The sequence below is a fragment of the Burkholderia sp. Bp9016 genome (assembly GCF_003857765.1).
Lineage (GTDB): Bacteria > Pseudomonadota > Gammaproteobacteria > Burkholderiales > Burkholderiaceae > Burkholderia.
This window is the reverse complement of sequence record NZ_QTPY01000001.1, coordinates 198,263-219,014: the sequence shown is the minus strand read 5'-3', so window position 1 is coordinate 219,014 and position 20,752 is coordinate 198,263. Positions and strand designations below refer to the sequence as shown.

Below are 20,752 nucleotides of genomic sequence, written 5' to 3'. Positions count from 1 at the left end.
CGATGGATCGAAAAGAACGACTCGACGACGAGCTGGCCTCGTTGCGCACGATGCTGCGTGGCTGGCAGGTCGGCGTGTGGACGGCGCTACCCGGCGTGATCGAGTCGTTCGACGCTGGCTCGCAGACCTGCGTCGTGCAGCTGGCGATCAAAATTCCGATCCGCGGCAGCGACGGCGCGGTCACGACTGTCGCGCTACCACCTATCGTCAACTGCCCCGTGCAGTTCCCGTCTGGCGGGAATTGTACGCTGACCTTCCCGGTCACCCAGGGAGACGAGTGCTTGGTGGTGTTCGCCTCGCGCTGCATCGATGCCTGGTGGCAGTCCGGGGGCGTGCAAGAGCAGGCCGACTGGCGCATGCATGACCTATCCGACGGTTTCGCTCTGCTCGGCTTCCGGTCGCAGCCGCGCGCGCTCGCTGGCGTCAGCACGTCGTCGACGCAGCTGCGTAGCGATGACGGCTCGACCTACATCGACCTGAATCCGACGCTGCAGAAGGTCAAGATCGTCGCCCCCGGCGGCTTCGACGTCGTCGCGCCGCTCTCGACCTTCTCGGCAGCCGTGACGATCACGGGCCTCCTGACGTTCGTCGGCGGCATGGTCGGCAGCGCGCTGAGTGGCGCAGCCGCAGTGTTCAACGGCATCCTCAACGTGATCGGCCAGATCACTGCGAACGGCAAGCGCGTCGATGACACGCACACGCACAACGGCGTACAGCCGGGCAGCGGCAACAGCGGCAACGTCAACTGAGACACCCATGCGATACCGAAAACTCGACGCTGACGGCGACTACGTCTTCGGCGGGTCGGCGAACGACTTCCTCGTGAATACGCCGGACGCCGTCGCACAGGCCGTGATCACGCGCCTGCGCCTGCTGCAGGGCGAGTGGTTCCTCGATACGACCGTCGGCATGCCGTGGGAATCTGCGGTGATTGGCAAGAACACGCAGGGCACTGCTGACGCCGCGATCCGCGCGTGCATCCTCGGCACGACCGGCGTCACTGAGATCACTGCGTACTCGAGCTCGATCGACAGCAACACCCGAACGCTGACCGTCACCGCGACGATCACGACGCTCTACGGCACCACCACCATCGAGACTACCCTGTGACGACGACGCTCACCACAGTCGCGCCGACCATCGACGCGAGCGGCATCACCGCGCCGACGTATGCGGATATCTACACGTACCTCCAGGCGCAATACCAGGCGATCTACGGGGCTGACGCATATATCGATCCTGACAGCCAGGACGGTCAGCTGCTCGCAGTATTCGCGAAGGCAATCGCCGACGTGAACTCGGTGTGCATCGGCGTGTACAACTCGTTCAGTCCGTCGACCGCAGTCGGCGCAGGTCTATCGAGCAATGTGAAGATCAACGGTATCGCGCGGCAGGTCGCGTCGTACTCGACGGCAGATCTGCTGATCGTCGGGCAGGCCGGGACGACGATCACGGACGGTATCGCGAAGGATGGGAACAGCAACCAGTGGGCGCTTCCGTCATCGGTCACCATCCCTCCGGCTGGCGAGATTACGGTGACGGCGACCTGCCAGACGATCGGTGCGATCGAGGCGCTGGCGGGCACGATCAACCAGATCGGTACGCCGACGCGCGGCTGGCAGACGGTTTCGAATGCCGCAGACGCCGCGGTCGGCGCTCCGGTAGAAACGGACGCGGCACTGCGCCAGCGCCAGACAGTATCGACTGCATTGCCGTCACAGACCGTACTCGAAGGCATCGTCGGCGCAGTCGAGAACATCAGTGGCGTCACGCGACTCGCTCCGTACGAAAACGACACGAACCTCACGGATTCGAATGGGCTGCCGCCCCATACGATTTCGCTCGTCGTCGAGGGCGGTGATGCGACGGCGATTGCAAATGCGATAGCGACCAAGAAGACGCCCGGCGGCGGGACGTACGGCACGACGGCCATTACGGTGCTCAATCGCTATGGCATGCCGATCACGATTCAGTTTTTCCGCCCGACAGATGCACCGATCGCCGCCGCGGTATCGCTTCGGGTGCTTCAGGGCTATACGACGTCGACAGGCGCTGCGATCCAGCAAGCGATTTCCGACTACATCAATGCGGTTGCAATCGGCGGCGGGGCTGCGCAGTCCGTCGAGTGGGATTCATGCATTGCAGCTGCGAAGGGAGTTGCTGGGGCCGCGACATTCAAGCTGTCGTCGCTCACGCTCACTGGTCCGCGTGGCGCGGGTACGCCCGATGTGTCGCTGGCATTCAACGAGGCCGCATCCTGCACGCCTGACCAGGTAACCATCACTCCGGTCTGAACATGGCTGAATTGGACGATTACTCCGGGCTGATCACGTCGGAGCACCAGCCGCGCCCGCGCTTCATGGCGGTGGTTGCCGCGTTGACGGCGCCCATCGTCGACCAGATCAACATTGCGCAAGGAATGACGGCGCTGTTCGATCTGGATGAAGCCGTCGGGGACCAGCTCGACACGGTCGCTGAATGGGTAGGTACGAGCCGGCAGGTGAGCACGCCTTTGACAGGCGTGTATTTCTCATTCGACCTTGACGGGCTTGGGTTCGATCAGGGCGTCTGGAAAGGCCCATTCGATCCTGACACGGGCTTGTCAGTTCTCGACGATGACACGTTCCGGATGGTAATCCGTGCGCAGATCGCCGCGAACCACTGGGACGGGACGCCCGGCGCTGCCGCCGACATCCTCGAGTCACTTGCCCCGGCCGGGTCTTTGGTGTTCATCCAAGACAACCAGGACATGTCGATGACGATCGGCGTTGCTGGTAAGCAGCCGTCGGCCCTGTTCATCGCGCTCCTGAATAACGGCCTGCTTGACCTGAAGCCCGAATCGGTACGGATGAATTACTCGATCACGACGATCGATGGTTCTCCGCTTTTCGGGTTCGACTGCGACAACGAATATTGCGCTGGCTTCGATACCGGAGCATGGGGCGCTCCCGTGATCCTCGCGCAGGATCTGCTCGATTACACATTTGTTCTAGACGTATCACTTCTGGGCTGAACAATTCCATGAAAAAGTTTTTCGCTCGCGAGTATCTCGCGCTGGTTGCGATCGCTTGGATCATCACGCTCGTTGGATTGTGCATATCCACGTCGTATGCGCAATTCGCTCCCGGACAACCGCTGACGGCATCGCAGCTGAATAGCCAACTCGGTCAGAAAGTTGATGCCGTTGGCCTTGCCGCGCCGACTGGTGCCGGATTGGTTGGTTTCAACCAGAATCTGACCGGGGCGGCACAGCGCACAGTTCAGCAGAAAGAACGTGAAACTGTATCCGTCACGGATTGGCCGGATACCAATCCGTCTGATCAAGGGGCGATGTTTGCTGCGGCGGTGCAAAATGCGCCGGCGGCGAACAATGTGTCTTCGACATATAGCGCCGTTCCGCTTCCGCTCACGACATACATCAGAGTTCCGGCGCGCTCGCAAGGCTATACGCTGACGAGTCAAGTCCCGCTAAACGGCCGCGATGTCACGTGGCTACTCGATCCGGGCGTGAATATCACGGGTATCCAGTACCTGTCAGGCACGATCGTTCGAGACGGTTTTCGCAAGACCAAGCAGCAGCCCTTCGGGATCATGGACCAGGCCACTGGTCAATATTTTGCGATCGGCAATTCCAATGCAGATAGCAGCCCGCCGGTAACTGGTGTAACAAACACTCAGGGAATGGCGAATTATGGCGAACGCGACGCAGTTGGTTTGGTCGCGGCAGCATATTCGCCGCCTGCGTTGCTCAATGTGGCGACAGCCACGTATACGGCGACGACCGCAACAGTCGGGCCACTTCCGGCGGCTACGGTTGCGCAGTTGCGCGTCGGGATGGTGATCCAAACGGCGCATGCGACGCCGGCATGGGGGATTCTGCAAAGTTGGACAAGCGATGGCTCGGTATTGACTGTCGCTGAGTGGGACGTGTCGGGCGGAACGTCGCCGATCATTCCGGCAGATGGCGTCGGTCTGAACATCGGATCGGACAAGATTTGGGCCATCAACGGCGTCATGAACCTGACGGCGACAGGATCGGCCAAGCAGGGTATCGGTCAGGAATTGTCGATCCGTAACGGATTAGGTGATTCCACGACGGACATCAGTGATCCAACGAACCGTGTATGGGGCTATTTGGCCGCGGCCCCAACACAAGGGACTGCCGGGTATTTTCGTTCGCAGTCCGCGTTTATGGCTCGGGGATATTGGTCCTACGGATTTACGTCTCAAGAACAAGACATAGGCTTTTACTATCGCTCGACAACGAACAAAGTCGGTTACCAGTATTACGGTACTGGCTACGGCATACAGTTCATTAATCCCACAAACGGGTACTTGTCTTTACGGGCGAACTACACGGGCGACCTTGAGCTCGGTACGCGCGAAGCCGCGTCCGCCGGAGGGCGGAAGATCGTTTTTCAGACGAGCGGAAATAGCAATAGTTACGACACGCAGATCCTTAGCCAAGGCGGCAGCACTTCAAACGGTGCTGGCACGCTGCAATTCTCAGCAAGCGGAGGTAGCAGCTTCACCGGACCCGTTTCTGCTACGGGCAGCATGACAATCAACGATGCGACTGGCGCGGCCAACGCATATGTCTCTTATCAAAGCAACGGCGCCACGAACTGGCGTACGTTGTATGGAGCGGGCCCTAGCGGAGCATTTTGTATCCAACGGCTGTCCAGCGGCACGCTCACGGACAGCCCTATGTGTGTGTCGTACACCACCGGCGTCGTGAGCTTCGTCGATGGCATCACGGTCAAGGGTACGGCCGTCAATGGAGATCTCGTCGGAACAACCGGAAGCATAGGTGGGAGCGCATTGGCGGCAGGGGCGTGTGCGACGGGAACTGCCACGGTTTCCGGCGCGACGACGGGGATGGCTATTGTGGCAACTCCGGTTACCTATCCAGGTGCTGGATTCGACTGGCAACGCTCCTATGTTTCATCCGCTAATACGGTGACGGTGCAAGTGTGCGCAGATGTAGCAGGCACTCCGACCGCAACCACCTACAACGTCCGCGTTCTTCAGTGACACTTCAGATGCAGAACATGCCGCCTTCGGGCGGCATTTTTTTGGCCGTTCGCTGGCGGCCGAGGAGAAACGATGTCCGGTACAAACGACTTTCAGCCGTTCGCAGCGGCTGCAGGCGCCAACGTGCTGTCGCAAGCCGACTATCTTGCGCTCGCCGCGCTGGCGAGCGGCTTCCAAGCCGGAACGGCACAGTCCGCGGCGCTCAACAAGGTCTGGCGGCAGTCGAGCATCATGTCGGCAGTCCTGGGGCAGCTGATTGTCGATCTGGTCAGTCAGAACGCAACGGACGACGGTACGACGGCCACGCTGCTTGCGAATCTCAAGCAGGCCATTTGGTCTACGAACGGCATCGCAAAGATCACGTCGACGACAAGCTTCACAGTACCTGCATGGGTTACGGCGTTGATTGTGACTGCCGTTGCTCCTGGTGGTGGCGGAGGCGCCGGTGGCCCTGGGACCGGTGGCGCATGGTCAGGCGGTGGCGGCGGTGGGGGCGCTGGTCAATCGATCGTCCGTCAATCGTATCCGGTCGCCCCGGGATCAGTTGTGACGGTGACGATTGGCTCGCCTGGCGTCGGTGCCCCTGCCGTTACATCCGGAGTTTCGAGCGGCACCGCAGGGGGCACCGTTGTGATCAGCGGCGCAGGTTTCAATGGTGGAGTATCCGTCACCCTGACAGGCGGCAGCGGCGGAGGCGGCGGCAATTCAACGAGTTATGCCGGCGGCAGCGCTGTTGGCGGGGGCGCTGGCGCCGGATCACCGAGCGGAAGTTTCGGAAGCGATACAACGAGTGCCGTTGCAACTGGATCAGGAGGGGTCGGGGCATCAGGGCCGTTTGGCGGTGGCGGCGGCGCTGGACGTTCCGGGACTGCCGGGGGTGTCGCAGGATCAAATGCATCTGGCTATGGGACTGGGGGCGGCGGAGGCGGCGGAGTGTATAGCGCTGGCGCAGGCAACGGAGGGGCGGGCGGCAATGGCTCACCTGGCCTCGTGATCTTTGAATGGTAAGGGGAGTCTATGAATCAGCTCTATGCAATCGTCGAGAAAGGCGTGATCACCAATGTGATCGTGTGGGACGGGAATACTGACGTCGCAACGGGCGGCTGGGAGCCTCCTGCAGATTCGCAGGCAGTTCCTATCCCGGCACAACCCCAGATCGGTTGGGTTGCCACGCAAGCCACCGGCGGTACCTGGTCGTTCGCGGCGCCGTCGCAACAATAAGCAGAACTCCATCGCGCCATCAAAGCCGCCTTCGGGCGGTTTTTTTATTTCCGGGGGATGAATGACTGATACCGCGACGACGCGCATCCGCGTCGAGGAACGGTTGCGCGCCGGCGAGCGACGCTTTTCGAAACTGGAGCAACGGATCGACGAAAGCGATGAGCAGGTCAAGGCTCATTTGCAGCAGCAGGACGAACACCTTCAGCGACAAGACGCGAAGATCGATTCGATCGTCGCCGCGGTGTCGACGATCCAGACGAACACGCAATCGATGGTCGATACGTGGGAGGGTGGGGCGCGTGCTGTGCGCGCGTTGTGTCGCCTCGCCGATGCATGGCGGTTCCTCATCAGGCATGTCGCCGGCCCGACGCTCGCGTTCGGCACGGTCGGCGTGATCGTCTTTCGCTACATGCGGCACGAACCCATTCCCGATTGGGCGAACGCAGTCGTGAAACTGCTTCTGGGATGACCATGACACCTCAAATTCTTTCCACCGCACTGCAGATTCCGCTCGCGCGCGCGACGCCGTGGGCGGATCCGCTGTCGGCCGTCATGGCTCTGTATGCGATCGACTCGCCGGCACGGCAGGCAGCGTTCCTTGCGCAGTGCAGTCACGAGACGGGTGGCTTTCAGTGGTTCCGCGAGATCTGGGGGCCGACGCCCGAGCAGCGCGCATATGAGCCGCCGGCGGCGAAGGCGGTCGAGCTCGGCAACACGCAGGTTGGTGATGGTTTTCGGTATCGCGGTGGCGGCCTGCTTCAGCTCACTGGTCGCTACAACTTCCGCGTGATGGGCCAAAAGATCGGAGTCGATCTGGAGAGCAATCCGGAGTTGATCACGCAGCCCTCAACGGCTGCGCATGCTTCCGCGCAATTCTGGGCCGATCACGCTCTGAGCGCGTTCGCCGATGCGGGAGACTTCCTCGCGATCAGTCGTGGGATCAACTTCGGCAATCCCCGGGCGAGTGCTACGCCGAACGGTATGTCGGATCGTCAGGCGCGCTGGGAAGCCTGCAAGAAGGCGCTCGGCGTCGCCTGACCTTTCAACTTTCGATTTTTCGAAATTTCGCAATCCAGCCCGGCCGCGCGCCGGGCCTTTTCATTTTCGGACCAAACATGACCCGATGCAGCCATGACGTCGCGCTCGAGCAGCGCTGCGAGAAGTGCACGGCCGAGGGCCTTGCCGGCTTGCCGAAGATCGCCGGCGAGCATGCAGTGCGCGTGACCGACGTCGAGATCGAGTACTACCCGGATCACGCTGAACCGCGCTCGGAATCAGCCACCTTTCGCCATACGAAGAAGACCGGGCATGCGGCCGGCCTGCGCTGCGCGATCAGCGGCCAGCCGGCGCCCGAGTATCACCACCTGTTCTGCGAATGGGCAGACTCCGATGCGATCGATTGGGCGGCTGTGCGCGGCATCGCGCTTGGCGAGATCAAGCAGATCCCGGTCCTCGATCCTGTCACTGACCAGCCGACGAAAGAGCTGTATCCGGTCGAGGAATCCTTCATCTGGCTTTTGTGCCGGCTCGTCGAGCTGCGCGGCTTCGATTGGCATGCGTTCGATCCGGCCAAGCCCGAAACCTTCGTCGACGCGATGGTGAACATGCTGCCGCTCTCGGCGAAGTTCCACCGATCGCCGACGCATGGCATCCATCACCGGTCGTTTCCGACCTTCGTGTTCCAGGCGTTCCCGCGCAAAGCCGGGTTCGTTTTCACCCCGGACGAGCTCGTCCAAGATCAGAAGGAGTAGCCATGGCAGCACCCACCTCGAGTATCGTGACCGGCGGCGTCACGATCAGCGCCGCAACGGTTGAGCCCGCCGTCCAATGGGCTCTGACCGCAGTTTTTCATGCGCCGGTCCCGGAGAGCGTCTCGGTCCTCGTCACCGGTCTGTTGTGCGCAGCTGCGCATGCGGTCATCAATCGCCTGATCGCGCGCAACGCCATTTCCGCATCGCCCCAGCAATAACGTTCCCGCCGCACGCCGCGGCACACCTCCGAAGGAATCACCCATGAAGAAGCTCATGCTGCTCGCGGCAGGCATTGTCGCGTCCGTTTCCATCCTCTCCGGCTGCCAGTCAGCGCCCACACTCACGTTCCAGCAGCAGGTCGCGATCGCGTGCGGCGCGGCGAACGGTGAGGTCGCCATCCTGACGTCAGACGGTGTGTTCACCGGTGGCGCGGCCGATACGCTGAGCAAGACCGTGCAGCCGGCGATCAAGAAGGTATGCGCGGCCGGCGCGACCGTGACCGCGCCGGACCTGCAGACGATTGTCGATACGGCGATGCCGGCGATCAAGGCGCTCGTCGACGCGTCGTCGCTCGAGAACAAGGGCGCGGCCGACGCGGCGATTGATTCGGCGGTCCTCGCGTTCAACATGGCGATCTCGATGCACCAGGCTGCTGCGGCTCCCCCGGCGGCCGTGTCGACGCCGCTCGCCGGGAGCGCGCTGCAATGAGCAAGCCGATCCGCGTCGCTCTGAGCGGCAGCGGCTTTCGCCTCGGCGCGCACCTCGGCGCGCTGCAGGCGATCGTCGACGCCGGGCACACGATCGTCGAGCTCGCCGGCACGTCCGGCGGTTCGATCATCGCGGCCCTGTTCGCGAGCGGGATGCCGCTCGACGTCATGCGACAGATCCTGATGGAGCTCGACTGGTCCCGCATGATGGGGTTCTCGCCGTGGGCGCTCATTCGGCGCCAGGCGCTGTGCTCGGGCGACGCGCTGCTGCAGTATCTGCTCAGCGTGACGAATGGAAAGACGTTCGCGCAGCTCGACGTCGATCTGAAGGTGATCGCGGCGAACCTGCTCACCGAGCGCGAGTTTCAGTTCTCGAAGGAGTCGACACCCGACGTGCCGGTCGCGCTCGCCGCGCGCGCGAGTGCATCGATCCCGATCGTGTTCGCGCCGGTCGCAGTGGCTGATGGCCTGATGGTCGACGGGGGTACGTGCGACAACATGCCGGTGAGCGACCTGACGGTCGACAGCGTGCCGCGCGTCGGGATCTATCTCGTGTCCGACGACGATCCGCTGCCGCCCGGCACGTACGGGCTACCGACACTCGCACCGCGCATCATTGACCTGATGCTGGCCGCGTGCGAGGCGACGCATGTCGCGCTTGACACGGTCAAAGGCGCGACGATCGTGCGCGTGCCGACCGGATACGCCAGCTCGTTTGACCGTCACATGGCCGTCGCGACTCGTCAGCGCCTTTACGACGACGGGTACAAGGTGACGGCTGCCGCGCTCGCGCCGTTGCTGGCGGCAGCATAGTCAGTCACATCATGCCGGCGCGCCGCAGTTCCTCGCGCAGCATATGGTAGAGCCGCTGGAAATGGCCGAACGGACCGCCAAGATCGCCCTTATCGCTCCCGGCATCGGACGCCGTTTTCCACCAGTCCATGACCTTCTGCAGCGACTTCCGGAGCATGACGATTTCGAGTATCAGGCGCCGGACCTCTGGGTCCCGACTGGTTCGCCATAGCTCGCGTAATTCGCTTTCTGACGGCGCAACGAAGTCGGGCATCTTGGGCGTCTTGTGCGGTTTGATCGTCGGACGCACCATATTGCGATCGACTTTCGTTTCCTCGATTGCACGTGCGTCCGACTCATCGAGGAATTGGTCCGTAAGGATGAAAAACTCGCCAGCCGTAACGGGAACGTACGTGCGCCGGCGCTCGCCCGACTCGAGGTGCGTGTATTCCCAGATATAGGCCCACTGCGGTTTCATAATGCGATATTATCCTGTATGGATATACAGTGTATCGCGGGGTAAGATGGGCACGTCAAGATCGAAAATTGGGGACGGTGATGTGCGCCACCGATGTCGCGCCCGGCGCGGATCCGGGCTTACGACGTGCTGATCCCATCCAAAACACTTCAGTAAGTGTTTGATTTTGTTACTGCATGGTTGTGTGTTTTAGTGTGGTTTGATTTGGTGCGGCAATCGCATATTCCGTATAAAAATCATTGCTGTAGGCGGATTCGGCTGTTGTTCCTGTACGGCATCCGTTTCAGCACGCGCAAGGATTCGGGCGTGAAGGACTTCGCGGACCTGGCGGGCAAGACGGTCGCGACGACGGCCGGCACGTCGGACGAGCGTCTGCTGCGCAAGCTCAACGAGGAAAAGGGGATGAACATGACGATCATCAGCGCGAAGGACCACGCCGAAGCGTTCATGAACGTCACGACCGGGCGCGCGGTGGCGTTTGTGATGGACGAGCCGCTGCTGTACGGCGAGATCGCGAAGGATCGCAACCCGGGCGCCTACACGGTGACGGGCACGCCGCTCGTTCACGAAAACTACGCGTGCATGATGCGCAAGGACGATCCGGCGTTCAAGCGCGTGGTCGACGACGTGATTGCGAAGATGCAGACGTCGGGCGCGGCCGAGAAGCTCTACGACCAGTGGTTCACGCAACCGATTCCGCCGAAGGGCGTGAGCCTGAACTATCCGCTGTCGCCGGAGATGAAACAGCTGTTCAGGAATCCGACGGATCAGGCGCAGTACTGATCGCGGTATCGTGCCCGCGTGCGGGCCGGCACGTTGAATGTGCCGGCCTGTACGACTGAATCCCGTGAGCGGATCTGCCGCTCCTGTCCGCTACGCAGCACGCAGCACGCAGCCGGCGGCCGGCGGCCATGAAGGTCTTCCGCGCCTTTCGCGCAGGATGTTGAAACCCTGTTCCTGATCTTCCTGCGGCCGCGCCGCATCTCGACGGGCCCCGGCCGGGGCCCCGTTTCCGTCATTCCGTTCCCTTGTTTGCCTGATTCGCTCGCGCATCGAACTGCGGTTTGCGCATGCGCGCCCGGTTCGCGTCCGGTGACGCCGTTTGCCGCGTAAACCCGAATTCAGATTTCAATTTGAACTGGTCAGAATCGGCCGAAATTGTTCAACAATTTTCGGCGAAAAATCCCGGAAAGCCGCGTAGGGCGGCGTGCGGGAGGCGTTGTGATGTTTCAGCGCGGCGCCGAATCACTCGGGAGCTTCGCCATGTCCGCTCGTTTTTCGCTTCGGCATTTCCTCTGCGGTGCGCTTGTGCCGCTGACCTTCGCATGCTCGCTCGCATCGGCGGCTCCGCTGCAGACCGTGCGGCCCGGCACGCTGCTGGTGGGCTCCGACCTCACGTATCCGCCATACGCCTACCTGGAAGCAGGCAAGCCCGCCGGCTTCGACGCCGAGTTCTCGCGAATGCTGGCGCGCCACCTGAAGCTCGAGCCGGTGTTCCTCGATACCCGCTTCCCGGACCTGATCCTGGGGATGAAGGCGCGCCGCTTCGATGTCGTCGCGTCCGCGCTCTACGTGACGCCCGATCGCGAGAAGCAGGTCGATTTCGTGCCGTACCTGAAGACGGGCGCAGCGCTGCTCGTCGCGAAGGGCAGCGCGTTCCTGCCGAAGACGCCGCAGGACCTGTGCGGCAAGCGGGTCGGCTCGATCAAGGGGGCATCGTGGACGCCGAAGTTGCGCACGGTGTCGCAGGACACGTGCAAGGCGGCCGGACGCGGAGAGATCGCGATCCTCGAGTTCCCGACCTCGCCGGAAGCGACGTCCGCGCTGATGTCGAAAGCGGTCGACGTCCAGATCGAGGATGCGGCCGTCGCGCAGGGGATTCCGAAGCAGACGAACGGGCGTGTCGAGATCAGTTCGACGACGCTGCTGTATCCGATCGTGATCGGTCTCGGCGTGGCGAAAGGCGACAGCGGGCTGCAGAGTGCGCTCGAGAGCGCACTGAACGACGCGAAGCGCAGCGGCGAATACGGCGGCCTCGTGAAGAAATACGGCCTGCAGGAGCCCACGCCGGCCGACGTCGCTGGCGCACTGGGTACTGCGAAGTAAGCCTGGAGCAAGCACGATCCGACCACCGCGTGCCGCGCAGGGCGGCCGCATCACCCTCCGGGGTTGAGGAGTCTTCGATGCAGTTCGATTGGCACTATGCATTTCAGCTGTTGTGGGACAAGGATTTCTGGCGTGCTTGCGTCGTGGTTGTCGAACTCAGTGTCGCCGCGTGGGTGCTCGGGGTGGTGCTCGGGTTTCCGGTAGCGCTCGCGAGGCAGTCGCACCAGCCGCTGCTGAAGCGGGCGGCGGCCGTGTACATCTGGTTTTTCCGCAGCCTGCCGTTGCTCGTGCTGCTGGTATTCATCTACAACCTCCCGCAGGTCTTCCCCGCGACCAGCGTGGTGCTGTCGGATCCGTTCACGGCCGGCCTCATCGCGATGGTGCTGAGCGAAACCGCATATTTCGCGGAAATCCATCGTGGCGGGATCCTGTCGGTGCCGCGCGGCCAACTCGAGGCGGGCCGCGCGCTCGGCATCCGTTTCACGGGCATCCAGCGGCTGATCGTGATGCCGCAGGCAATCCGCATTGCGCTGCCGGCGCTCGCAAACGAGTTCATCACGATCGTGAAGCTCACGTCGCTGGTATCGGTGATTTCACTTGCCGAGATCCTGCTCGTCGGGCAGCGGTTGTATACGCAGAACTTCCTCGTGTTCGAAACGATGCTGGCTGTCGCGTTCTATTACGTGCTGATCGTCACGGTGTTCAGCCGGCTGCTCGGCTATCTCGAGCGGCACCTCGACGTCAGTCGCCGCACGCCGGCGCAGGCCGGTCACGCGGCTCTCGAACTGCCGCTGTCGGTGCCCGCCGTCGCGCCGAGGCCGCGGGCGAGCGCCGAGTTCGCGCTGCGCCTGAAAGGGCTGCAGCAATGCTACGGCCGCCACGAGGTGCTGAAGGACATTCGCCTCGACGTCGCGCCAGGGCAGGTCGTGTCGATCATCGGCCCGTCCGGATCCGGCAAGACCTCGCTGATCCGCACCATCAACGGTCTCGCCCCGGTGAACGCGGGCGAGATCGACCTCTACGGCGAGTCGTTCATCCGTGCGTCCGGTGCGCACCCGCCGCGCGTGTCGAACGAGCGAATCCTGGATATCGGCATGGTGTTCCAGAGCTTCAACCTGTTCCCGCACCGCACCGCGTTGCAGAACGTGATGATGGCGCCGTGCTATCACCGGCAGGCCGATGCGGCTGCGATCCGGCTGCAGGCGTTGTCGCTGTTGTCGAAGGTCGGAATGCTCGAGCATGCGAACAAGTATCCGCATCAGTTATCGGGTGGTCAGCAGCAGCGTGTGGCGATCGCGCGCGCGCTCGCCACACGGCCGTCGATCATGCTGTTCGACGAGCCGACGTCGGCGCTCGATCCGGAGCTTGTCGGCGAAGTGCTGAAGGTAGTCGAAACGCTGGCCAAGGAAGGGATGACGATGATCATCGTGACGCACGAGATGAATTTCGCGTTCAAGGTGTCCGACCGGATCGTGTTCATGGAGAACGGACGCATCCTGTACGACGTGCCGCCAGACCGGATTCGCGGCAGCGCGGACGCGCGCGTGAAGGATTTCCTGAAGCACGTTCACTTCGCATGACGAATCACGGGATGGAAGCAGGAATGGATCCGATGGCTTTCCGGCTGGGCGACATGGATGCGCAGGCGTGCGCCGCCGAGCGGCTGCGTGCATGTCTTGAGCGCGCCGGCGCGTATCCCGGCGACATCGGTACGGCGTGGCTCGCGCGTCGCGACGAAGCGGCGGCCGCGGAGGCGCGGGCATGGGATGCGTCGTTGCGCGGCGGCACCGCCGCTGCGCCGCTGGCCGGCACCGTGCTGACGGTGAAGGCCTGTTTCGATTGCGAAGGCTGGGTCACGCACGCCGGTTCGCGCGTGCTGGCAGAAGATCCGCCGGCGAGCACCGACGCCGCACCGGTGTCGGCGCTGCGTCGGGCCGGTGCGGTGCTGATCGCGCAGACGGCGATGACCGAATTCGCCTACGGCGCGCTCGGCGTGAACCACGCTTACGGAACGCCGACGACCCCGCTCGATGCACGGCGCGAACGGGTGGCAGGCGGATCGAGTTCGGGCGCGGCGGTGTCGGTGGCGTTTGGCGCGGCCGACCTGGCGCTCGGCTCCGATACGAGCGGTTCCGCGCGCATTCCGGCGGCACTCTGCGGCGTGACCGGATTCAAGCCGTCACGTGGACGCTATGCGACCGACGGGATGCAGTTCCTGTCGCCCAGCTTCGACGTACCGGGCTTGCTGGCCGCGACGGTCGACCTGTGCCGGCGCGCGGACGCCGTGCTGCACGGCTGCGACGTGCAACGGCCGCGGCCCGCGACCTTGCGTGACCTCGATTTCATCGTGCCCGAGCCGTTCGCGACCGACGACCTGGACCCGGACGTCGGACGCGCGTTCGACGCATGGCTGTCGCGGCTCTCGGCGCATGGCGCCCGCATCCGGCGCCAGCGGCTCGATTGCGTGGCGGAGGCCGGTGTGGTCGCGCGCGCGGGCGGCGTCATCGCGGCGGAAGCGTTCATGCTGCATCGTGCGCGGCTGGCAACGGCGGCCGACCGCTACGATCCGTTCGTCGGCCGGCGCATCGCCGCGGGCGAGCAGGTGCGTGCGCACGACTATGTGGCGGCACTGCTGCGCCTGGCGGCGCTGGCCGATGCGTACCACACCGGGCTTGGCGACGCGGATGCGGTGCTGACGCCGACGGTGCCGATGCTGCCGCCGCGCGTGGCCGATCTGGCGGACGAAACCGTGTACCTCGCACAAAACACGCGTGCATTCCGCCTGACCGAGTTCGCGAACCGGCTCGATCTGCCGAGCATCAGCGTGCCGGGCGACCTGCGGCACCGGCAGCCCATCGGCTTGCTGATCACGGCGCGGCGCGGCGGGGACGCGCGGTTGCTCGATGTCGCTGCACTGGTCGAACGCGCACTGACCGACTCGGCGTGACCTGATTTACGAAGCAAGGGTCGCCTTGTCATTTTTCATCGTTACTATTAAGAGGTACTTATGATCGTCGTAAAATCGGCCGATATCGCCAATACCGAGCGTCACGCACGCGGCCCGGGCTGGGACAGCAAGCGCATGATCGTCCAGCAGGACGGCGTCGGTTATTCCGTCCACGAGACACGCGTGCATGAAGGCGCGGAACTGCATCTGCATTACAAGAACCACTTCGAAACCAACTACTGCGTGGCGGGAGAAGGGGAGGTCGTCGATACGGCGACCGGCGACGTACACCGGATCGCGCCCGGAACGATCTACGCGCTGAACCTCAACGATCCGCATATCCTGCGCGCGACGCGCGGCGACCTGCACCTGGTGTGCGTATTCAATCCGCCGCTCACGGGGCGCGAGACGCATCGGGAAGACGGCAGCTACGCGCTGCCGTCGGGGGAGCAAGCCTGACGATGCGTGATGCCGTACCGTTGCGTGCCGCGCCGTGCGACGCGCAACGGCGGCGCGGCGTCCGGATTCAGGCTGCCTCGCGATGGCTGCGCTTGATGGCCTCGACGAGCATGCGCTCGGAGTCGTCGAGATAGCGCGTGAGCGTGGTGACGGCTTCGCCGCGGCGGTTTTGCGTAAGCAGGTCGTAGATCTGGTATTCGCGCTGGATCCAGTCTGGCGTCTGCACGCGCTTCTCGTCGGGATCCGCGGCGAAGACGAGGCGCAACTGCGCCGAGATGGTTCGGAAGAATTCGTCGAGCAGCGCCGACTTCTGCAGCGCGACGATATGCTGGTGAAACCGCAGGCTGTGCGTGCCGACGGCTTGCCAGTTTTCCTTGGCGAGTTCGCGCTCGGCCGCCCGAATGGCGGTCTGCATCTTTTCGAGCAGTGCTGGCTGCGCGAGTTCGGCCGTGTTCAGCGCATGCAGTTCGAGCGTGCGGCGTGCAACGTAGAGATCTCGCACGTCCTGGCGGTTGAGCGTGCGCACGACGACGCCCTTGTGCCGCACGAACGTGACGAGCCCTTCACGGCCGAGCTGATGCAGGACTTCCCGAAGCGAGTTGCGCGACGTATCGTACTCGGCGGCGAGGTCCATCTCGATCAGTGCCGTGCCCGGCGGCAGCTTGCCGCTGATGATGTGCTCGCGCAATTGATGGCTGATCCGGTCGGCGACCGATTGTCCTCTCGCTTTTTCGCTTGCCATTCCGTTCGTTCGCTCCTCTCCTGATCGTGCGCCGCCAGCGTGACCGGCCGGCGGCGTTTCGCCATTCTACGGGCTGCGGGGCCGGTCAAGCCGTTTTGCCGGACTGCCAGTCAGCCTGTGGCGGCTGCATGCCGTGCATGCCGCGGTACGGTGCGACGGGGGGCGACGCCCAGCCTTCGAGCAGGCTCGGGTCGAGTCGGTACACCTCGACGCCGAGCGGCCGGCATACGTCGATCGGGTCGCGCGCGTCGGGGCCCCACATCGGCACCGACAGATCGCCGCCCGGGCAGGTGGACATCGCGCACAGCACGTCGATTTCCGCGAAGAACTCGAGATAGTCGCCGGGCTTCGCGGGGCAGGCCTTCATGAAGTATTTGTCGTCGTCGTTCAGGCCCGTGCACTGGAACACGTTGAGCACGTCGTGCACGTCGAATTCGGTCAGCCCATACGGCGCGACCGCGCGCACGAGGTTCGAGTGGCAATGGAAATGAAAGTCCTCGCCGGTCAGCAGCTTGTTCACGTAAGGATCGCAGCGCGTGCCGAGCAGATCGTGCACGCGGCCGCCGTCACCGTCGACGCCGTAGCCGGCGAGCGTGTCGTCGGTGATCGTGACCATCGGGCGCAGGTACGGCAGCGTCGACCAGAGCCGGTCGAACGTCGTCACGTGCGCGGCCTGCAACTGGCGCGTGCGCGATGCCCACATGCGCTCGCGCGGATTGTGCAGGTTCCACATGTTGAAATCGGCGACTTGTGGGCCTTCCAGCGTGACGATCCGGAATACGTGACCGGCCGGCACTGTCCACGCGAAACCGCTGCGGATCGGCACGATGTGCGATGCGATGCGCTCGCGCGCGTCCTGGCGCTGGGCAATCGCGGAATAAAAGACCTTGTCGACGTTCAGGACGGAGCCCTTGGTGACTTGGTACGCGGCGGGATAATTCGACATGACGCGGTGCTCTCGGGGAAAATTGGCAGATGCGGCAATCCGGCCGAAGCCCTTTGTGGTGGCCGGTCAGGCGTCAATTACAGTGATTGATTGTTCAACAATTTATTGGCGCTTCGGGGAGTATAGGATGAGGGCGGGGAGGTGTGTCAATGGGTGGAAAGTACCGAGGGCGGGCGGAGGCGGCGGGCTCGCGGGCCGGTGCGATGACGCGGGCAGCGGTCCGGTTGGCCCTACTGAAGGGGGCAGGTCACGTGTTCGCAAATCCCAGTGACAGAAGCACCTCGTAAGCAGCCAGTTAGATAGCAACGAACCGAGCGTCTCTGATGGGTCGTTAGCGGACGATCCTCAAAAGCCTGAGCGTAGGTCTTGGCGTAGCTTTGTGCGCCGAGCCTTGTCAGATAAGGTGCAGGTACTGAGCGGCCACTTCCCGTCGAACGAGGGCGCACTCAAACTGATCTGGCTGGCGCTGCGCAATGTGCTGGCCAAGACCGTACGGGCCGCCTTCGACTGGAAGTCAGCCATGAACCAGTTTGCTATCCTGTTCGGCGAGCGATTTATGCAGGCGCGCGGATAACGCGCTGTTCAACCGCCTCGCCCACAAAAATGCGGACAGGTTCCTCCGCGGCGGTCCGCAAACGAGCTGCGATCGCATATCGTCGAGCGCCGCAACCGCTATCAGGCGGACGCTGATCATGCAGCGGCGTGTCAGCGACAAACCCCTGTACCACTATTCCCCGGATGCCTCGAGCGCGCCTACCATCTCATGCGCAGCGTGCTGCAACTCCGGCAGAAAGCGCCGCACGGCCTCCGCCGGATTGATCGCCTGCTCGAGGTAGATCACGTTCAGTGCCGCGATCACGCGGTCATGCGCGCTGATCGCGACGGCGATCGAACCGATTTTGCGTTGGTCGGTCCAGTCGCCATGATTCGATCCGAAACCGTCGGCGCGCGTTTGCCGCATCAGATTGCGGATGAATGCGTTGTCCGACGCGAGTCGCTGCTGGTGTTCGCCGCCGGCGCCGGCGCGCAGCAGGTCGAGAATATCTTCGCGCTCCGCGTCCTGGCAAGACGCGAAGTAGATGCGGCCCGATGCCGTCAGCAGCATTGGGAGCCGGCGCCCGACCATCGAACGATGAAACGACAGCGGGCTGAACCGATGAGTCGTCTCGCGAATGATCATCGAATCGCCGTCCGGCGTCGTCAGGTCCGACGGCCAGACGATTCGCTGCAACAACCTGGCCATGATCGGCGGCGCGACGGTCGCAATGTGCTCGTCGTCGGTGAACCCTTCGCTCAGCGTGCGCACGCGCAGCGTCAACCGGAACGTGTCGTCGGACTCGCTGCGCCGCACGAATCCGCCCTCGATCAGCGTCTCGAGCAGCCGCCGCACGGTTGTGCGATGCAGCCCCGTGACTTCGCTCAATTGCTGACTCGTCGCACGTCCGTTTTCCAGCGCATTGAGCGCTTGCAGCACCTGCAGGCCGCGTGACAGCCCCCGGACATTTGCATACTTGTTCATTAAAAATATCTTAAAAATCAACGATGTGCATTCCTTGCACATTTGATTGAAATTGTTGAGCGCGCTTCTGCAGCTCCCTAGACTTGCCTTCATCCAAGCGCCACGCGACATGACGCAGCGAACCGCGAATTGTCCCGGCCGTAATCCACCCGAGTACGCAGCGACCGTCGAGTCGCGCGAGGAAGGAGACATATGAACGCCTCATTCACCCCGGCCGCGTCCGACGACCGGCATGACCCGCATACCACCGACGTCGCAATCATCGGCGCAGGTCCCGTCGGCTTGATGATCGCCAACATTCTGGGCCTTCAGGGGGTGCGTGTCACGCTGATCGAGAAGCTCGAACGGATCATCGATTACCCGCGCGCGATTGGTCTGGATGACGAAGCACTGCGCGTGTTCCAGTCCGTCGGCCTCGTCGACCGGCTCCTGCCGCACACGACGCCCGATCACTGGATGCGCTTCGTGACGAAGGATGGTCAGTGCTTCGCGTCGATCGAACCACGCACCAACGAATTCGGCTGGCCGCGTCGCAACGCGTTCATTCAGCCGCTCGCGGATCGCGTGCTGCATGAGGGTCTCGCGCGCTTCCCGCACGTGCAGGTGCTGCTGGGGCACGGCCTGGCGTCGTTCACGCAGGATACCGACGGGGTGAGCATCGAGATCGACGACACGCGCGGCGAACGTCGGACGGTTCGTGCCGCCTACATGGTCGGCGCGGACGGCGGCAACAGTTTCGTGCGCCGGATGCTCAACGTGCCGTTCGAAGGGCGCACGAAGCCGAACCAGTGGATCGTCGTGGACGTGCGCAACGATCCGATCGGCGCGCCGCACATCTATCTGCATTGCGATCACGATCGGCCGTATGTGTCGGCTGCGCTGCCGCACGGCATTCGCCGTTTCGAGTTCATGGTGATGCCCGGCGAGACCGAGGAGGAACTGTCGAAGCCGGACAACATGGCCGCGCTGATCCGCAAGGTGGTCGCGAATCCGGATGCGGTCGATTACATCCGCAAGCGTGTCTATACGCACAACGCACGCCTCGCATCGACGTTCCGCGCGGGCCGCATCCTGCTCGCAGGCGATGCTGCGCACATCATGCCGGTGTGGCAGGGGCAGGGCTACAACAGCGGCATCCGCGATGCGAACAACCTCGGCTGGAAGCTGGCAATCGTCGCGAAGGGGCTCGCGGACGATTGCCTGCTCGACACCTATACCGTCGAGCGCCGCGCGCATGCGCGCTCGATGATTCACCTGTCCGAAGTGGCGGGCGACATTTTTGCGCCGACCACGCGCTTCGGCGCGCGCTTTCGCGACACGTTCGTGCGCGCGCTGAATCTTCTCCCGTCGGTCAAGCGCTACTTCGTCGAAATGCGCTTCAAGCCGATGCCGCGCTACGAGGCGGGCGCAGTGTTGCTGCCTGCGCAAGCGCCGAAGCCGGGCTGGATTGCGCGCGTGCTCGAGCGTTCGGGTACTTCCGCGCCGGGGCGCCTGCTCGGTCTGATGAGCCAGAAACGAGACTCGCTGCTCGGCCGACTCGCATACGGTCGCGATCCGTTTGCGGCATCGCCTGTCGGACGCATGTTCATCCAGCCGCGCGTGCGGCAGGCAGACGGTCGCACGGTGCTGCTCGACGACGCGATCGGGAATGGTTTCATCGTGCTCGGTTGGGGCACGGACCCAACCTTCGGCATGACGTCGCAGGCACGCGCGTTGTGGGCGCGGATCGGTGGCCGCTTCGTTATTGCGAAGCCGGACGTCCAGCTCGCATACGCCGACGACGTACCGCCGGACGTGCTCGCGATCGGCGATGTGGCCGGCTGCCTGAAGGACTGGTTCAGCCGAGTGCCGGAGTCGGTCGTGCTGTTGCGCCCCGACCGGTTCGTCGCGGGCATGTGCTCGCCGCAGCAGGTTTCGGCGGCCATCGTCGAACTTGCCGAGAAACTCGGCGTGGCCGAACGCGAGTGGCACGAATGCGCCGACGCATCGCACATGTCACACGGCCACTCGTTCGATCGCGTCGGGGTCGCACAAACGGCGGGAGCATAAG

The 20,752-nt window shown here is 63.5% G+C and carries 21 protein-coding genes and 2 pseudogenes; 19 read left to right on the top strand and 4 right to left on the bottom strand.

The features are described 5' to 3' along the window. Positions 1-2 precede the first annotated feature (2 nt). The 12 genes from DIE13_RS01030 to DIE13_RS00970 all read left to right on the top strand — a co-directional run bounded on the left by DIE13_RS01030 (position 3) and on the right by DIE13_RS00970 (position 9,526). Entirely contained in the window at positions 3-749 is a 747-nt protein-coding gene (locus DIE13_RS01030; RefSeq protein ID WP_124825643.1) for a Gp138 family membrane-puncturing spike protein, read from the top strand. A 7-nt stretch (positions 750-756) separates the two neighbouring features. Beyond that, positions 757-1,110, top strand: a complete 354-nt coding sequence (locus DIE13_RS01025; protein WP_124825401.1) for a hypothetical protein — start codon at positions 757-759, stop codon at positions 1,108-1,110. Beyond that, positions 1,107-2,294, top strand: a complete 1,188-nt coding sequence (locus DIE13_RS01020) for a baseplate J/gp47 family protein (RefSeq protein WP_124825400.1) — start codon at positions 1,107-1,109, stop codon at positions 2,292-2,294. Before DIE13_RS01025 ends, DIE13_RS01020 begins: the two co-directional genes overlap by 4 nt. Before the next feature lie 2 nt (positions 2,295-2,296). After that, on the top strand, positions 2,297-3,013 hold the full coding sequence (locus DIE13_RS01015; RefSeq protein WP_124825399.1) for a DUF2612 domain-containing protein: 717 nt from the start codon (positions 2,297-2,299) through the stop codon (positions 3,011-3,013). 8 nt (positions 3,014-3,021) lie between these two features. Then, on the top strand, positions 3,022-5,034 hold the full coding sequence (locus tag DIE13_RS01010; protein ID WP_124825398.1) for a hypothetical protein: 2,013 nt from the start codon (positions 3,022-3,024) through the stop codon (positions 5,032-5,034). A gap of 1,017 nt (positions 5,035-6,051) precedes the next feature. Beyond that, positions 6,052-6,255 carry a hypothetical protein gene (locus DIE13_RS01000; protein WP_124825397.1) on the top strand — a complete coding sequence of 68 codons (204 nt, stop codon included), beginning with the start codon at positions 6,052-6,054 and terminating at the stop codon, positions 6,253-6,255. A 61-nt stretch (positions 6,256-6,316) separates the two neighbouring features. After that, complete coding sequence (locus DIE13_RS33205; RefSeq protein WP_244097684.1) at positions 6,317-6,724, top strand: hypothetical protein; 408 nt, start codon at positions 6,317-6,319, stop codon at positions 6,722-6,724. Next, positions 6,688-7,293 (top strand): glycoside hydrolase family 19 protein, encoded by a 606-nt coding sequence (locus DIE13_RS00990; RefSeq protein ID WP_409333465.1) that lies wholly within the window; start codon positions 6,688-6,690, stop codon positions 7,291-7,293. The genes DIE13_RS33205 and DIE13_RS00990 overlap by 37 nt, the downstream gene beginning before the upstream one ends. Positions 7,294-7,370: 77 nt before the next feature. Continuing rightward, complete coding sequence (locus DIE13_RS00985; protein ID WP_124825395.1) at positions 7,371-8,006, top strand: hypothetical protein; 636 nt, start codon at positions 7,371-7,373, stop codon at positions 8,004-8,006. A 2-nt stretch (positions 8,007-8,008) separates the two neighbouring features. After that, positions 8,009-8,224: a hypothetical protein gene (locus DIE13_RS00980; RefSeq protein WP_124825394.1), complete on the top strand. Its 216-nt coding sequence runs from the start codon at positions 8,009-8,011 to the stop codon at positions 8,222-8,224. Between the two features lie 43 nt (positions 8,225-8,267). Continuing rightward, positions 8,268-8,714, top strand: a complete 447-nt coding sequence (locus tag DIE13_RS00975; protein WP_124825393.1) for a hypothetical protein — start codon at positions 8,268-8,270, stop codon at positions 8,712-8,714. Further along, a complete protein-coding gene (locus tag DIE13_RS00970; protein ID WP_124825392.1) occupies positions 8,711-9,526 on the top strand; it encodes a patatin-like phospholipase family protein in 816 nt (271 codons plus the stop codon). The genes DIE13_RS00975 and DIE13_RS00970 overlap by 4 nt, the downstream gene beginning before the upstream one ends. Before the next feature lie 4 nt (positions 9,527-9,530). Here the strand turns inward: DIE13_RS00970 and DIE13_RS32720 are convergent, their stop codons facing one another. Further along, complete coding sequence (locus DIE13_RS32720) at positions 9,531-9,983, bottom strand: hypothetical protein (RefSeq protein ID WP_185731178.1); 453 nt, start codon at positions 9,981-9,983, stop codon at positions 9,531-9,533. A gap of 261 nt (positions 9,984-10,244) precedes the next feature. Between DIE13_RS32720 and DIE13_RS00960 the strand changes: the two are divergent. The 5 genes and pseudogenes from DIE13_RS00960 to DIE13_RS00940 all read left to right on the top strand — a co-directional run. After that, positions 10,245-10,766 (top strand): annotated as a pseudogene (locus DIE13_RS00960) (transporter substrate-binding domain-containing protein); the annotation flags it as partial. 480 nt (positions 10,767-11,246) lie between these two features. Next, entirely contained in the window at positions 11,247-12,089 is an 843-nt protein-coding gene (locus tag DIE13_RS00955) for an ABC transporter substrate-binding protein (protein ID WP_124825391.1), read from the top strand. A gap of 77 nt (positions 12,090-12,166) precedes the next feature. Beyond that, a complete protein-coding gene (locus tag DIE13_RS00950) occupies positions 12,167-13,669 on the top strand; it encodes an amino acid ABC transporter permease/ATP-binding protein (protein WP_124825390.1) in 1,503 nt (500 codons plus the stop codon). A 23-nt stretch (positions 13,670-13,692) separates the two neighbouring features. Next, entirely contained in the window at positions 13,693-15,036 is a 1,344-nt protein-coding gene (locus tag DIE13_RS00945; RefSeq protein ID WP_124825389.1) for an amidase family protein, read from the top strand. 60 nt (positions 15,037-15,096) lie between these two features. After that, entirely contained in the window at positions 15,097-15,495 is a 399-nt protein-coding gene (locus tag DIE13_RS00940) for an ectoine synthase (protein ID WP_124825388.1), read from the top strand. A 67-nt stretch (positions 15,496-15,562) separates the two neighbouring features. Here DIE13_RS00940 and DIE13_RS00935 read toward each other — a convergent pair whose 3' ends face one another. Together DIE13_RS00935 and DIE13_RS00930 are read right to left on the bottom strand one after the other, a co-directional pair. Beyond that, a complete protein-coding gene (locus DIE13_RS00935) occupies positions 15,563-16,237 on the bottom strand; it encodes a GntR family transcriptional regulator (RefSeq protein WP_124825387.1) in 675 nt (224 codons plus the stop codon). Positions 16,238-16,322: 85 nt separating this feature from the next. Beyond that, on the bottom strand, positions 16,323-17,183 hold the full coding sequence (locus DIE13_RS00930; RefSeq protein ID WP_124825386.1) for a DUF1989 domain-containing protein: 861 nt from the start codon (positions 17,181-17,183) through the stop codon (positions 16,323-16,325). Between the two features lie 415 nt (positions 17,184-17,598). On the opposite strand from DIE13_RS00930, the pseudogene DIE13_RS00925 reads away from it, so the two are divergent. Continuing rightward, positions 17,599-17,757: pseudogene (locus DIE13_RS00925) on the top strand (IS256 family transposase); the annotation flags it as partial. Positions 17,758-17,910: 153 nt separating this feature from the next. Here DIE13_RS00925 and DIE13_RS00920 read toward each other — a convergent pair. After that, positions 17,911-18,702, bottom strand: a complete 792-nt coding sequence (locus tag DIE13_RS00920; RefSeq protein ID WP_124825641.1) for a DNA-binding transcriptional regulator — start codon at positions 18,700-18,702, stop codon at positions 17,911-17,913. 192 nt (positions 18,703-18,894) lie between these two features. Here DIE13_RS00920 and DIE13_RS00915 point away from each other — a divergent pair, with 192 nt between their 5' ends. Continuing rightward, positions 18,895-20,751, top strand: coding sequence for a bifunctional 3-(3-hydroxy-phenyl)propionate/3-hydroxycinnamic acid hydroxylase (locus DIE13_RS00915; RefSeq protein WP_124825385.1), 1,857 nt, complete (start codon positions 18,895-18,897; stop codon positions 20,749-20,751). The last annotated feature ends 1 nt before the right edge of the window (position 20,752 follow it).